This is a genomic window from Streptomyces sp. 4N509B (genome assembly GCF_052245655.1).
Taxonomy (GTDB): domain Bacteria; phylum Actinomycetota; class Actinomycetes; order Streptomycetales; family Streptomycetaceae; genus Streptomyces.
This window is the reverse complement of the sequence record NZ_JBQQBZ010000057.1, coordinates 16,712-32,324: the sequence shown is the minus strand read 5'-3', so window position 1 is coordinate 32,324 and position 15,613 is coordinate 16,712. Positions and strand designations below refer to the sequence as shown.

The following is a 15,613-nucleotide window of genomic DNA, read 5'->3' as shown; positions in this document are numbered from 1 at the left end:
GGTTGGTGGGTTATCGGCGTGGGTTGGGGTTGCCTGGGGTGTCGTTGGCGTGGGGGTTGTGGGAGGAGCGGAGTGGGTTGACGGCGGGGGTGGGTGTGGCGGAGGAGGCACGGATGGAGCAAGGCGGAGTCCTCCCGCTCACCACCGAGGAGGGCCTCCGGATGTTCAGTCGCGCGCTCACCAGCGACCGCGCGCTGCTCGTTCCGGCCCGCTTCTCGCGTGCCGCGCTGCAACGCCAGGCCGCCAGTGGCGGGGACATACCGCCTGTGCTGAGGAACATGGTGCGCCCCGCCCTGCGCCGCGCGGCTGCCGGCGGCGGTCGCACCAGCCGGGCCGACGCGCTGGCGGGACGACTCGCCACGCTGCCGGAGGCCGATCGCGAACGTACGGTCCTCGACCTGGTGCGGTCACACGTCGCGCAGGTGCTCAAGCACACCTCGTCCCAGACCATCGCCGCCGACCGCGCCTTCAAGGAGCTGGGCTTCGACTCCCTGACGGCGGTCGAGCTGCGGAACCGTCTCACCTCGGAGACCGGGCTGCGCCTGCCCGCCACCCTCGTCTTCGACCACCCGACACCCCAGGCGCTGGCACGGTACGTCACCGCGCGGGTCGCGGGCTCGACGACGGCGGGGCCGGCCACGGACGCGGCGCTCGCGCGGCGGCGCCGGAGGGCCTCCGCCGCCGGAGGCGGCTTGGACGAGCCGGTCGCGATCGTGGGGATGGCGTGTCGGTATCCGGGTGGGGTGTCGTCGCCGGAGGAGTTGTGGCGGTTGGTGGTGGAGGGTGGTGACGCGATCTCGGCGTTCCCGACGGACCGTGGGTGGGATGTCGGATCGTTGTTCGATCCGGACCCGGATCGGGTGGGGACGTCGTATGTGCGGGAGGGCGGGTTCCTGCACGAGGCGGCCGAGTTCGACGCGGGGTTGTTCGGGATCTCGCCGCGTGAGGCCTTGGCGATGGACCCGCAGCAGCGGTTGCTGCTGGAGGCGTCGTGGGAGGCCTTCGAACGGGCCGGGATCGACCCGCTGTCGATGCGCGGCAGCCAGACCGGCGTCTTCGCCGGCGTCATGTACCACGACTACGCCGCACGTCTTCAGGAACTGCCCGAGGGGGCGGAGGGCCTTGAGGGCTACCTCGGCAGCGGAAGCGCGGGAAGCGTGGCCACCGGGCGTATCGCGTACTCGTTCGGGCTTGAGGGGCCTGCGGTGACGGTGGACACGGCGTGTTCGTCGTCGTTGGTGGCGTTGCATCTGGCGGTGCAGGCGCTGCGGCAGGGCGAGTGCGACCTGGCCCTGGCGGGCGGCGTGACGGTGATGTCCACGCCGGGGCTCTTCGTCGAGTTCAGTCGGCAGCGGGGGTTGGCGGCGGATGGTCGGTGTAAGCCGTTCGCGGAGGCGGCGGATGGTACGGCGTGGGCTGAGGGTGTGGGTCTGCTGTTGGTGGAGCGGTTGTCGGACGCGCGGCGCAACGGGCGTCGGGTGCTGGCGGTGGTGCGCGGCAGCGCGGTGAACCAGGACGGTGCGTCGAACGGTCTGACGGCGCCGAACGGTCCCTCGCAGGAGCGAGTGATCCGTCAGGCGCTCAGCAGCGCGGGGTTGTCGACGGCGGATGTGGACGCGGTGGAGGCGCATGGTACGGGGACGACGTTGGGTGATCCGATCGAGGCGCAGGCGTTGTTGGCGACCTACGGTCAGGACCGTCCGGAGGGCCGGCCGTTGTGGTTGGGGTCGTTGAAGTCGAATATCGGGCATGCGCAGGCGGCTGCGGGTGTGGGTGGCGTGATCAAGATGGTGGAGGCGATGCGGCGTGGGGTGTTGCCGCGGACGCTGCATGTGGACGAGCCGTCGTCGCATGTGGACTGGACGGCGGGGGACGTCCGCCTCCTGACCGAGCAGCGTGACTGGCCGGAGACGGGCCGCCCACGGCGGGCGGGAGTGTCCTCCTTCGGCATGAGCGGCACCAACGCCCACGTGCTGCTGGAACAAGGGCCCGAGGAACCGGCCGGGGCGGAAGCGACGAGCACGAGCCCGCCAGCAGTGGTGCCGTTGGTGGTGTCGGCTGCGGATGAGGGTGGTCTGGACGCGTTGGTGGAGTGGGTGGTTGGTGTGGGGGAGGGGTTGGTGGATGTGGGGTGGTCGTTGGCGACGGGTCGGGCGGAACTGACGCACCGCGCGGTGGTGGTCGGTGGGGACGTGGTGCGGGGCCGGGTTGCGGTGGGTGGCGATCGTCCGGTGTTTGTTTTTCCGGGTCAGGGGTCGCAGTGGGTGGGGATGGGGCGGGAGTTGTTGGCTGTGTCGCCGGTGTTCGCGGAGTGGATCGGGGCGTGTGAGGAGGCGTTGTCTGCGTTTGTGGAGTGGTCGTTGGTTGAGGTGTTGGAGTCGGAGGAGGAGGGGTGGTTGGGGCGGGTGGATGTGGTGCAGCCTGTGTTGTGGGCGGTGATGGTGTCGCTGGCGGGGCTGTGGCGCTCGGCCGGGGTGGAGCCGGCGGCGGTGGTGGGTCATTCGCAGGGGGAGATTGCGGCGGCGGTGGTGGCGGGTGGGTTGTCGTTGTCGGATGGGGCGCGGGTGGTGGCGTTGCGCAGTCAGGCGATTCGGGCGGCGCTTGCGGGTCGTGGGGGGATGGTGTCGGTGAACGAGCCGGTGGCTGCGGTGGAGGCGCGGATTGGTGGGTGGTCGGGTCGGTTGTCGGTGGCGGCGGTGAATGGTCCGCGGGCGACGGTGGTGTCGGGTGAGCCGGCGGCGTTGGACGAGTTGGTGGCGGCCTGCGAGTACGACGGGGTGCGGGCACGCCGGATCCCTGTGGACTATGCGTCGCATTCGTCGCAGGTGGAGGAGTTGCGGGAGCGGATCCTGGCGGATCTGGCGGTGATCGAGCCGGTGTCGGGTCGGGTGCCGTTCTACTCCACCCTCACGGGTGGGCTGCTGGACACCTCCGAGCTGGGCGCGGGGTACTGGTTCGACAATCTCCGGCACACGGTGCGGTTCGCCGAGGTGACCGAGGTGCTGCTGGAGCAGGGCTTCGGGGTGTTCGTCGAGGTGAGCGGGCATCCGGTCCTCGCGGTGGGCATGGAGGACGCCGTCGCCGTCGGGACGTTGCGGCGGGGTGAGGGCGGCTGGGAGCGGTTCCTCGCCTCGTTGGGTGAGGCCTGGGTGCACGGTGTTCCCGTCGAGTGGGCGAAGGTTCTGCCAACCGGCCGCCAGGTCGACATACCGACCTACCCCTTCCAGCACCAGCACTACTGGCTCGACGCGCCACCGCCGCGTCGTCGCGCGTCCGCCCCGGACGAACTGCTCTACGAGGTCGGGTGGACCCTCCTCCCCGAGCCCACACACCCCCGCCTCCCCGACACCGAGACCTGGCTCGTCGTCGCGCCGGACGGGAACGACACCGCCACCGCCGTCGTCGACGCGCTGAAGAACGCGGGGGTCCAGGTGGCCGTCGCCTCGAACGCCGACCCCGACTCCCTCCGTCTGGCGGTGCGCCCCGGCCAGCCCCCAACCCTCGTCCTCTCCCTCCTGCCCCTGGGCGCCGACACGCACGACGGCGACCACCTCACCGGCACGACGTCCCTCCTGGCGGCGCTGCCCGAGGCCGGCATCGACGCCCCGCTCTGGCTCGTCACCCGTGGCGCCGTCTCCACGGGCGCCACGGACGCGCCGCCCGACCCGTGGCAGGCGCGGCTGTGGGGCCTGGGCCGCGTCGCCGCGTTGGAGTACCCGCAGCGCTGGGGCGGGATGGTCGACCTCCCGTCGGCGTCCGACGCCGCGCAGACACCCGACGCGGCCGCTCTCGGCCGCCTCCTGCGCGTGCTCGCGGCGAGCACCAACAGGCCGCCCGAGGCATCCGAGGCAGGACAGGCGACGGGGACCGCGGAGTCCGAACTCGCCCTCCGCCCGGCGGGCATCCTCGCCCGCCGCCTGCGCCGTGCGACGTCCAGCACCCCACCGGCCGCCCCGTCGCCCGCTGCCTCACCCACCGACCCGGCGGCGTCCCCGAAGTCCGCGTCGTGCCCGGCGGGAACGGTCCTCGTAACCGGCGGCACGGGCGGGTTGGGCGCCCACGTCGCCCGGTGGCTCGCCCGCAACGGCGCCGAACACCTGCTGCTCCTCAGCCGCCGCGGCGCCGACGCCCCCGGCGCGGACGCGCTCGTCGCGGAGCTGCGCGCGCTCGGCGCCGCCGACGTCACGGCCGCCGCCTGCGACGTCTCCGATCGGGAGGCCCTCGCCGAGCAGCTGGCCCGCATCCCGCAGGCCCGCCCGCTGACCGCCGTGTTCCACACGGCGGGGGTCCTGGACGACGGGGCGATCGCGGACCTGACGGCCGAGCGCTTCGCCGCCGTGGCCCGGCCGAAGGTGGACGCCGCGACGCACCTGCACGAGCTGACCCGCGAGCAGGACCTGTCGGCGTTCGTGCTCTTCTCGTCGTTCGCCGGCACCGTCGGCAACGTCGGGCAGGCGAACTACGCGGCGGCCAACGCGTTCCTCGACGCCCTGGCCGAGCGGCGCCGCGCCCACGGGCTCGCCGCCCTCTCCGTCGCGTGGGGCGCCTGGGCGGAGTCCGGGCTGGCGGTCGGCGAGATCGGCGAACGGCTCAGGAGCCGTGGCGTGACGCCGATGGATCCGCGACGCGCGATCGCGGAGCTCGAACGAGCCCTCGGCTGGGGCGGCGGCAGCGGGCGGCCGGACGCGCCCGTGCTCGGCGTCGCGGCGATCGACTGGGACACCTTCGCGTCCGCGCTGCACGCGGCGCGCCCCACCCGCCTTCTCGACGAACTGCCCGAGGCGCGGGCGGCGGCGCGCGGCATCCGGCCCGACGGCGGCGGCGACGCCTCGGCCGCGGAACCGGCCGCCGGGCTCGCGGCCCGCCTGGCCGGGCGGACGGAGGCCGAGCGGCTGGACATCGTGACCACGCTCGTGCGCGAGCAGGTCGCCGCCGTGCTGCGTCACTCCTCCCCGGACCTGGTCGAGGACCACCGCGCCCTGAAGGACCTGGGGTTCGACTCCCTGACCGCCGTCGACCTGCGGAACCGACTGAGCGGGGCGACCGGCCTGAGACTCCCCACGACCCTCGCGTTCGACCACCCGACCGTCACCGAACTCGCCCGCCACCTGGCGCGGGAGCTCGCGCCGGACGAGGAGACGGAGGTCCGTGGGCTCTTCTCGCGCATACCGCTGACGCGCCTGAAGGAGGCGGGGCTCTACGACGTGCTGCTGCGGCTCGCGGCGGACCGCGTGGAGGCCGGGGCCACGGGCGTCAGACCGGCCGCGCACGCGGAGGGCGGCGCCGACGGGGGCGGGAGCGGCGCTGGTCTGGGCAGACGGGACGGCCTCGACAGACTCGACGGGTTCGACGGGTTCGACGCGGCCGAGGGTCCGGACGGCCACGACGACCTCGACGCGGTGGACGAGATGTCCGTCGACGACCTGGTGCGGATGGTGCTCCGTGACGCGGCGGACGAGACCGACGCCGACACCTACGCGGACACCGACGCCGACGCGGACGCCGGCACCCCGCCCATCCCAAGCACCTCGCACACCTCAATCACCAACGACATCGACACCACGGGGGAACAAGACCGATGACGCGCGCCGAAGAGACCGTCGTCGCGGCACTTCGGGCCTCTGTCAAGGAGACCGAGCAGCTCCGGCGACAGAACCGCAAGCTCGTCGAGGCGACCCGGGAACCCATCGCCATCGTCGCGATGAGCTGCCGCTTTCCCGGCGGCGTGGACACCCCGGAACAGCTGTGGGAGCTGGTCGCGGAGGGCCGCGACGCCCTGTCGCCCTTCCCCACCGACCGCGGCTGGGACCTCGACCGCCTCCACGACCCGGCCGGCGAGCGGCCCGGCGCCAGCTACGCGGCGCACGGTGGCTTCCTGCGGGACGCGGCCGGCTTCGACCCCGCGTTCTTCGGCCTCTCGCCGCGTGAGGCGCTGGCGATGGACCCGCAGCAGCGGCTGCTGCTGGAGACCTCCTGGGAGTCGTTCGAACGGGCCGGCATCACCGCCGAGGCGTTGCGCGGCAGCCGCACCGGCGTCTTCATGGGCACCAACGGCCAGGACTACGCCGCCCTCTACGCCGCCTCCCCGGGGGCGAGCGCCGCGCTCGAAGGCTTCATGATCACGGGCACGGCGGCGAGCGTCGTGTCGGGCCGCCTGTCCTACACCTTCGGGCTCCAGGGCCCCGCGGTGACGGTCGACACGGCCTGCTCCGCCTCGCTCGTGACGCTCCACCTCGCCTGCCAGGCCCTTCGGCAGGGCGAGTGCTCGCTGGCGCTGGCCGGCGGCGCCACCGTGATGGCCACGCCCACGGCGTTCGTGGAGTTCAGCCGGCAGCGAGGGCTGGCCCCCGACGGCCGCTGCAAGGCGTTCGCCGCGTCGGCCGACGGCACCGGCTGGGGCGAGGGCGTCGGCGTGCTGCTGCTGGAACGGCTCTCCGACGCGCGCCGCAACGGGCACCCGGTCCTCGCCGTCGTCCGCGGCAGCGCCGTCAACCAGGACGGCGCGTCCAACGGCCTGACGGCCCCCCACGGCCCCTCGCAGGAGCGGGTCATCCAGCAGGCGCTGGACAACGCCCGGCTGTCGGCGTCGGAGGTGGACGCCGTCGAGGCCCACGGGACGGGCACCACGCTCGGCGACCCGATCGAGGCGCGCGCCCTGATCGCGACCTACGGGCGGGACCGTGACCCCGAACGGCCGCTGTGGATCGGGTCGATCAAGTCGAACATCGGCCACACGCAGGCGGCGGCCGGCGTCGCGGGCGTCATCAAGATGGTGCAGGCCATGCGGCACGGGCTGCTGCCCCCGTCGCTGCACGTGGACGAGCCGACGCCGGGTGTCGACTGGGAGGCGGGCGCGGTCCGGGTCCTCACCGAGGCGGTGCCGTGGGAGCGGGAGGACGGGCCGCGTCGTGCGGGCGTGTCGTCGTTCGGCGTCAGCGGCACCAACGCGCACGTCGTGCTCGAACACGTCCCAGAACCCGTCCCAGAACCCGTCCCCGAGCCCGTCTCCGAACCCGTCCCGGAACACGTCCCCGGATCCGTCCCCGAGCAGGGGTGCGCCGCGGTCCTCGCCGGCGAGGCCCGCGACGTGCCCGACGGCGTCGACGCGCCGCTCCCGCTGCCGGTGCTGCTGTCCGCCCGCTCCGCGACCTCGCTGCGCGCCCAGGCCGCCCGCCTCGGCGACCACCTGCGGGAACGTCCGGACCTCCGGCTGGCGGACGTCGCGCACTCCCTGGCCGTGACGCGGACCCCGATGGAGCACCGCGCCGGCCTGGTCGCGGCCGACCGCGAGCAGTTCCTGGCGGCCTGCGACGCGCTCGCCGCCGGGGACGCCGTGCCCGGCGCGTGGCTGGACCGTGCCCGGCGCGGCAAGCTCGCCTTCCTCTACGCCGGGCAGGGCAGCCAGCGGCCGGGCATGGGCACGGCCCTCGCCGCCGCGTTCCCCGTCTACGACGAGGCGTTGACGGAGGTCTGCGCCCACCTCGACCCCCTGCTGGGTGCTGGGGCGGGCCCGGCGGAACGGGTCCCCTCGCTGCGCGAGGTGCTGGCCGCCCCACCCGGCTCCCCCCTGGCCGCCGCGCTGGAGCGCACCGACGTGGCCCAGCCCGCCCTCTTCGCCCTCGAGGTCGCCCTGACACGGCTCCTCGCGTCCTGGGGCGTGCGGCCCGACGCCCTGCTCGGGCACTCCGTCGGCGAACTCACCGCCGCCCACGTCGCGGGCGTGCTCTCCCTGCCCGACGCGGCGGCCCTGGTGGCCGCGCGGGGCCGGCTGATGCAGACCGCTCCCGGGGGCGGGGCGATGGCGGCGATCGAGGCGAGCGAGACGGAGATCGCCGGCGACCTCGACGCCCTCGCCGACCAGCTCGCGCTGGCGGCGGTCAACGGCCCCGCGTCGGTCGTCGTCTCCGGCGACGCCGAGGCGGTCGACGGCCTGGCCGCCGCCTGGCGGGACCGCGGCCGCAAGACGACCCGCCTCGCCGTCAGCCACGCCTTCCACTCCCACCACCTCGACGGCGTGCTGGAGGCGTTCCGCGAGGTGGCGGCCGGCCTGTCCTACGGCGCGCCCACGCTGCCGGTGGTCTCCAACGTCACCGGCCGCCTGGCGGAGGGAGCCGACCTCGCCACCCCGGACTACTGGGTGCGGCACATGCGGCAGGCCGTGCGGTTCGCCGACGGCGTGGCCACGCTGCACCGTCATGGCGTGACGACGTTCCTCGACGTGGGGCCCGACGGCGTGCTCGCGGGCATGGGACCCGCCTGTCTGACGGAGCCGTCGTCCCCGGACGGGCGGGCCGCCGGGGACGCGACCCAGGCGACGCGGCCCCTCTTCCTGCCCACCCTGCGGCGCGACGAGGACCGCCCCGGCATCGCGCCCGCGCCCGACAGCGTGCCCGTACCCGTGGACGCGATCGGCGGCGGCGCGGGGACCGGCACCGACGCGGCCACCGAACTCGCGGACGCCGCAGCCGTCCTGGCCCGGCTGCACGCCGCCGGCCGCACGCCGAACTGGCCGGCGTTCCTCGAAGGGCTCCCCGCACTCGCCCGGCTGACGCCGCGCCGGGTGCCGCTGCCCACCTACGCCTTCACCCGCGAGCGCTACTGGCTCGACGCCCGCCTCACCACCCCCTCCGCCGCCGTCGCGGCCCTCCTGCCGTCGGGGCCCGACGCCGCCCCCGGCCGCGCCGCGCCGTCGCCGCTCGCGGAACGGCTCGCCGGCCTGGACGCGGCGGAACGCGACGAGGCCGCGCTGGAGCTCGTGCGGCGCCACGTCGCCGCCGTGCTGGGCCACGCCGCGACCGAGACCATCGAGCCCGACCTCCCCTTCAACGAGATCGGCTTCACCTCCCTCACCGCCGTCGAGTTGCGTGACTCCCTCACCGCCGCCACCGGCCTGAACCTGCCGGCCACCCTCGTCTACGACCACCCCACGGCACGTGCCGCCGCCGCGCTGCTGGTGGCCGAGGCCCTCGGCACCGGGCACCGGCCCGCGGACGCGGCGGCCGGCGGCGCGGCGGGCGCGGCCGTCGCCGACGACGAGCCGATCGCGATCGTCGGCATGGGCTGCCGCTACCCCGGCGGAGTCCGCTCGCCCGAGGACCTGTGGCGGCTGCTCGTCGCGGAGGGCGACGGCATCGCGCCGTTCCCCACCGACCGCGGCTGGGACCTCGACGGCATCTACCACCCCGACCCCGACCACCCCGGCACGACCTACGGCAGGGAGGGCGGCTTCATCGACGGCGCCGACCTCTTCGACGCCGCGTTCTTCGGCATCAACCCGCGCGAGGCGCTGGCGATGGACCCGCAGCAGCGGCAGCTGCTGGAGGTGTCCTGGGAGGCGTTGGAGCGGGCGGGCATCGCCCCGGGGGCGCTGCGCGGCAGCCGCTCCGGCGTCTTCGTCGGCGCCGCCACCCAGGACTACGGCGCCCGCACCGGGGAGCTGCCCGAGGGCGTCGAGGGCTACCTCATGACGGGCAACACCGGCAGCGTCATCTCCGGCCGCATCTCCTACACCCTGGGCCTCGAAGGGCCCTCCCTGACGGTCGACACGGCCTGCTCCTCCTCGCTGACGGCCCTCCACCTCGCCTGTCAGGCGCTGCGACGCGGCGAGTGCTCGTTGGCGCTGGCGGGCGGCGTGATGGTGATGCCCACGCCCATGCCGTTCGTGGCGCTGAGCAAGCAGCGCGGCATGGCGATGGACGGGCGCTGCAAGTCGTTCGACGCGGCGGCCGACGGCACGGGCTTCTCCGAGGGCGTCGGCGTGCTCGTCGTCGAGCGGCTGTCGGACGCGCGGCGCAACGGCCACCAGGTCCTCGCGGTGGTGCGCGGCAGCGCGGTCAACCAGGACGGCGCCAGCAACGGCCTGACGGCACCGAACGGGCCCTCCCAGCAGCGCTGCATCACCGCCGCCCTGGCCAACGCCCGCCTGGCGCCCTCCGAGGTGGACGCCGTCGAGGCCCACGGCACCGGGACCCCGCTGGGCGACCCGATCGAGGCGCAGGCCGTCATCGCGAGCTACGGGCGGGACCGCGACCCCGAGCGGCCGCTGTGGCTGGGGTCGGTCAAGTCGAACATCGGCCACAGCCAGGCCGCGGCCGGCGTCGCCGGCATCATCAAGATGGTGCTGGCGATGCGTCACGGCATGCTGCCGAGGACGCTGCACCTGAAGGAGCCGACGCCGCACGTGGACTGGTCGGCGGGCGCCGTCGCCCTGCTGACCGAGGCCACACCGTGGACCGCGAACGGCCGGCCGCGCCGCGCCGGCGTGTCGTCGTTCGGCATCAGCGGCACCAACGTCCACGTCCTGCTGGAGGAGCCGGCGCCCGAGGACCGGTCCCCGGAGCCGGACGGGCCGGTGGCCGGGACCGACGCCGAGACCGCCCGGAGCGGTGAGCCCGACACCGACACCGCCGACACCGCCGACACCGCCGACACGACCGGCACCGCCGACACGGCCGGCGCGAGCCGGGGAGCCGCCGAGGGCGGCGCGACACCCCCGCCCGTCGTCCCGCTGCTGCTGTCCGGCAGGAACGAGGAGGAGCTGCGGGCGCGCGCCGGGCAGCTCGCCCGGCACCTGGCGGACCAGCGACCCGCGCCGCGCCCGGTCGACCTCGCCCACACCCTGGCCAACTCCACGGGACGGCTCACCAGCCGCGCGGCCGTCGTCGGCCGCGACGGTGACGCGCTCGCCGAGGCGCTGACGGCGCTCGCCGACGGCCGCTCCCACCCGGCCGTCGTCACCGGCAGCGCCCCGGCCGACGACGTCCGCCCCGTCTTCCTCTTCCCCGGCCAGGGCTCGCAGTGGATCGGCATGGCCACCGAACTGCTGGCCACCGCGCCCGCCTTCGCCGAACGCTTCGCCGCCTGCGAGCGCGCCCTGGCGCCCCACCTGGAGGTGCCGCTGATGCCGGCGATCGCCGGCGAGCCCGGCGCCGCGTCGATGGATCGGCTCGACGTCGTCCAGCCGGCGCTCTTCGCCGTCATGGTCTCCCTCGACGCGCTGTGGCGCTCCTACGGCGTCCGCCCGGCCGCCGTGCTCGGCCACAGCCAGGGCGAGATCGCCGCGGCCTGCGCCGTCGGCGCGCTCACCCTCGACGAGGCCGCCCGGCTCGTGGCGCTGCGCAGCAGGGCGCTGCAACGGCTCGCCGGCACGGGCGCGATGGCGTCCGTGCTGCTGCCCGCCGACGAGGTCGAGGCGCGTCTCGCCGCGTGGGGCGGGCGCGTGACGGTCGCGGCCGTGAACAGCCCCCGCGCCACCGTCGTCGCCGGCGACCCGGCGGCCGTCGAGGGCGTCATGGCGGAGCTGGCCGCCGAGGGCGCCAAGGTGCGCCGCATCGCGGCCACGGCCGCCGGCCACTCCCCGCACGTCGAGGCGCTCCGCCACGACGTGGAGACCGCCGCCGCCGGCATCACGCCGCGACCGGCGGACACCCCGTTCTGTTCCTCCGTCACGGCGGAGTTCACCGACGCCACCACGCTGGACAGCGCCTACTGGTTCACCAACCTGCGGCAGCCCGTGCGGTTCGAGGCGGCGGCCCGCACCCTGATGGCCGCCGGACACCGGCTCTTCGTCGAGCTGAGCCCCCACCCGGTGCTCGCCCTCGGCCTCCAGGAGACGGCCGCCTCGCTCGGCGCCGAGGTGGTGGCCGTCGGCTCGCTGCGGCGCGACGAGGGCGGCCTGGACCGCTTCGTCACCAGCCTCGCCGAGGCCCACGCCCACGGTGTCGCGCTCGACCCGCGGGCCGTGGCGCCGGGCGGGCGGCAGGTCACCCTGCCGACCCGGCCCTGGCAGGGCACGAGGTTCTGGCTCAGCCCCGGCTCCGGCACCGGCGACCTGGCGGCGGCGGGCGCGTCCGACGCCCAGCACCCCTTGCTCGGCGCGGCGGTCGACCTGCCCGACGGCGGGCTCGTCCTCACCGGACGCCTGGCCGTCCCCGGCCACCCGTGGCTCGGCGACCACGCCGTCGCCGACACCGTGCTGCTGCCCGGCGCGGGACTCGTCGAACTCGCGCTGCACGCGGGCTCCGTCGCCGGCTGCGAGCGGGTGGAGGAGCTGATGCTGCACACCCCCCTCACGCTGCCGGAGCGCGGCGCGGTGCAGCTGCGCGTCGTCGTGTCCGCCCCGGACGCCGCCGGGCGGCGCGCGGTGGACGTGCACACCCGGCACGCCGACGGCGAGCCGTGGACGCTCCACGCCGAAGGGCTGCTCGCGGCCGTGCCCACCGACGCCGGGGGAGCCGACGGCGCCGACGGCGAGCGGCCCTCGGGGTCCGAAGCGTTCGCGCAGTGGCCGCCGGAGGGCGCCGAGGCCGTCGACCTCGACGGCGCCTACGAGCGCCTGGCCGAGGCGGGCTACGCCTACGGCCCGGCGTTCCGGGGGCTGCGGTCGGTGTGGCGGCGCGGCGAGGAGATCCTCGCCGAGGTGCGGCTGCCGGACGGACACCGCTCCGACGCCGAGCGCTTCGGGCTGCACCCGGCGGCGCTCGACGCCGCGCTCCACGCCGCCGCCGTGACCGGCGGCGACGGCGAGGCGGGCGTGCGGCTGCCGTTCGCGTGGACGGGCGTCACCCGCCACGCGGTCGGCGCCGCCGCGCTCCGGGTGCGGCTGCTGACGCGGGCCGACGGCTCGCTCGCGGTCACCGTCGCCGACGCGACCGGGAAGCTGGTGCTCTCGGCCGACAGCTTCGTCACCCGCCCCGTCGACCCCGACGCCCTGGCGCGGGCCAGGGAGCGCACCGACGTCGCCGAGCGGTGGCTCTACGAGACCAGGTGGACGCCCCTTCCGGGCGCGGCCGACGTGTCGCTGCCGGACGTCGACCCCGGCACGTGGGCCGTGGTGGGACCGCACGCGGCGTCCGGCGTCGCGGAGGCGCTCGGGGCGGTGGGCCTGCCGGTCGACGTCTACCAGGACCTCGAGGAGCTGTCCGTCGCCCTCGACGCGGGCACGCCCGCCCCCGCCCTGCTGATCGCCGCCCCGCTGCCCGTCGCGACGGCCCCGGCGACCGCCGGCCAGAGCACCGGACAGACCGCCGCGGACGAGGGCTCAGAGAACTCAGTGGGCTCAGAGGAATCCGAGAACTCCGAGGGCCCCGACGGCGCGGCCGTCGCGGAACGCGCCCACGTGGCGACCCGCGCGACGCTGGCGCTGCTGCGCGGCTGGCTGGCCGACGAGCGGCTCGCCGCGTCCCGCCTGGCGCTCCTGACCCGCGGCGGCGCCGGGAGCGGGGACGGGACCGGCCCGGCGGCCGACGATCCGGCCGCCGCCGCCGTCTGGGGCATGGGCCGCGCGGCCCAGTCGGAGAACCCCGGGCGCCTGGTGCTGGTGGACGTGGCGGACGGCGCCGCCGAGGCGCCATGGCGGGACGTCGCCGTCGCCCTCGCCACCGGCGAGGAGACGCAGTTCGCCGTTGGCGGCGAGACGGCACAGACCGCACAGGGCGCGACGATCCGCGTCCCGCGCCTCCTGCCCGCCCCTCCCGCCGACGAGGCCCCGCCGGAGGAGACGGCCCCACCGCGCGAGACGGCGACGCGGGACGCGACGGGCGGGGCCACCACGCCCCTCCTGCCCGGCACCGCCCTCGTCACCGGCGGCACCGGCACCCTCGGCCGCCTCGTGGCCCGCCACCTCGTCACCCGCCACGGCGCCACCCACCTCCTGCTGCTCAGCCGCAGCGGCGAGGCCGCCGAGGGGGCCGCCGCGTTCGCCGCCGAGATGGCCGACCTCGGCGCCACCGTCACCACCGCCGCCTGCGACGTGACCGACCGCGGCGCGCTCGCGAAGCTGCTCGACGCCCTCCCGCACGAGCAGCCGCTGCGCTGCGTCGTGCACGCCGCGGGCGTCCTCGACGACGGCCTCGCCGCCTCCCTGACCGACGAACAGCTCGACCGCGTGCTGCGCCCCAAGGTCGACGCCGCCGTCCACCTCCACGAGCTGACCCGCGACCACCCGCTGCGGGCCTTCGTGCTCTTCTCCTCGGCCTCCGGCACCTTCGGCGGCCTCGGCCAGGCCAACTACGCCGCCGCCAACGCCTTCCTGGACGCCCTCGCCCGGCAGCGGCACGCCGCCGGACTGCCCGCCACCTCGCTCGCCTGGGGCACCTGGGCGCCGACCAGCGGCATGACCGCGCTCACCGAGACCGACGTCCAGCGCATGGCACGCGGAGGCGTCGTGCCCCTCACCGCCGAGCAGGGCCTCGCGCTGCTCGACACCGCGCTCGGCGACCCCGGCCGGCGCCCGGTCCTGGTGCCGGCACGGCTCGACCCCGAGGCGCTGCGCGCCCAGGCCGAGGCCGCGGGCGTCGCGGTCCCCCCGCTCTTCAGGGCCCTGGTCCGTCCGATGGTGCGGCGCGCCGCCCAGGGCGCGGTCGATCCCGGCGAACGGCAGCGGCTGGCCGCGCTGCCCGAGGACGAGCGGCTCGCGGCCCTGACCGGGCTCGTCCGCGCGCAGACCGCCACCGTCCTGGGACACGGCGACGTGACGGCGGTCGACCCCGAGTCGGGCTTCGGCGAGCTCGGCTTCGACTCCCTGACCGCCGTCGAACTGCGCAACCGGCTCGCCACCGCCACGGGCCTCACGCTGCCGCCGACGCTGGTCTTCGACCACCCCACCCCGGTGGGCCTCGCCGAGCGGCTCCACGCCGAACTCGGCGCGGCCGCACCGGCCGCCGGCTCCCCGGGCACCGCCGGCGGCCCGGCGCGCCCGGCCGCCGGTGGCGGCAGCCTGCTGCCGCTCTTCGCCGACGCGGTGGAACGGGGCGAGGTCCGCGAGTTCGTCACCACCATGGACGGGCTCTCCCGCTTCCGGCCGTCCTTCCGCGAGCCGGCCGACGCCCCCGACAGCGGCGGCGTGCGGCTGGCCGGCGGGTCCGAGGGGCCGGTGCTGCTGTGTCTGCCGCCGATCATCGGCATCTCGGGGCCCCACCAGTACGCCCGCTTCGCCGCCGCGCTGCGCGGTCGGCGGACCGTCCTCGCCCTGCCGCACCCCGGGTTCAGGGCGGGACAGCCGGTCGCCGAGGACCGCGACGCCCTGGCCCTGGCCCATGCGGCGGCGGCGCTCAGGCTCGCCGGCGACGCCCCGTTCGCGCTCGTCGGGTACTCCTCGGGCGGCTTCGTCGCCCACGCCGTCGCGGAGCACCTCGAACGCGAGGGCGCCGCGCCCGCGGCCGTGGTCCTCCTCGACAGCTATCCACCCGACGAGACCGCGCTGCTGGAACGGCTCATCCCGGCCGTCATCCGCGGCATGCAGGACCGCAGGGAGCGGATGCTCGGCGGCGAGGACGACGCGTGGCTGACGGCGATGGGCCGCTACATGGCCTTCGACTGGACGCCCGCGCCCGTCGACGTTCCCACGCTGCTGGTCCGCTCGACCGAGCCGCTGCCGGGCCTGCCCGAGGACGAGCCGTGGCGGGCGACCTGGAAGCACCCGCACGCCGTCGCGGACGTGACGGGAGACCACTTCACGATGATGGAGGCCCACGCCGAGGAGTCGGCGCTCGCGGTCGACGCCTGGCTGCGGTCCTGACGCCGTTCCCGGCCACCGCCGTCGGCCTCGGCGCGACGCTCCCCCCGACGCCTCCACCGGTGGCCGACGTGACCTCCGCGTCGGCCACCGCCCCCG

General features: G+C 75.9%; 2 protein-coding genes. Both read left to right on the top strand.

Translation table 11 applies throughout. The features are described 5' to 3' along the window. On the top strand, positions 1-5,582 hold a 5,582-nt coding region (locus tag ACTWP5_RS30645), incomplete at its 5' end, for an SDR family NAD(P)-dependent oxidoreductase (protein ID WP_443224435.1). Further along, entirely contained in the window at positions 5,579-15,517 is a 9,939-nt protein-coding gene (locus tag ACTWP5_RS30640) for a type I polyketide synthase (RefSeq protein WP_443224434.1), read from the top strand. The genes ACTWP5_RS30645 and ACTWP5_RS30640, both read left to right, overlap by 4 nt. Positions 15,518-15,613: the final 96 nt, after the last annotated feature.

What these genes read in the sequence shown, in the direction of transcription:
- ACTWP5_RS30640 (WP_443224434.1), top strand. Translation starts at nt 5,579, where the DNA reads ATGACGCGCGCCGAAGAGACCGTCGTCGCGGCACTTCGGGCCTCTGTC.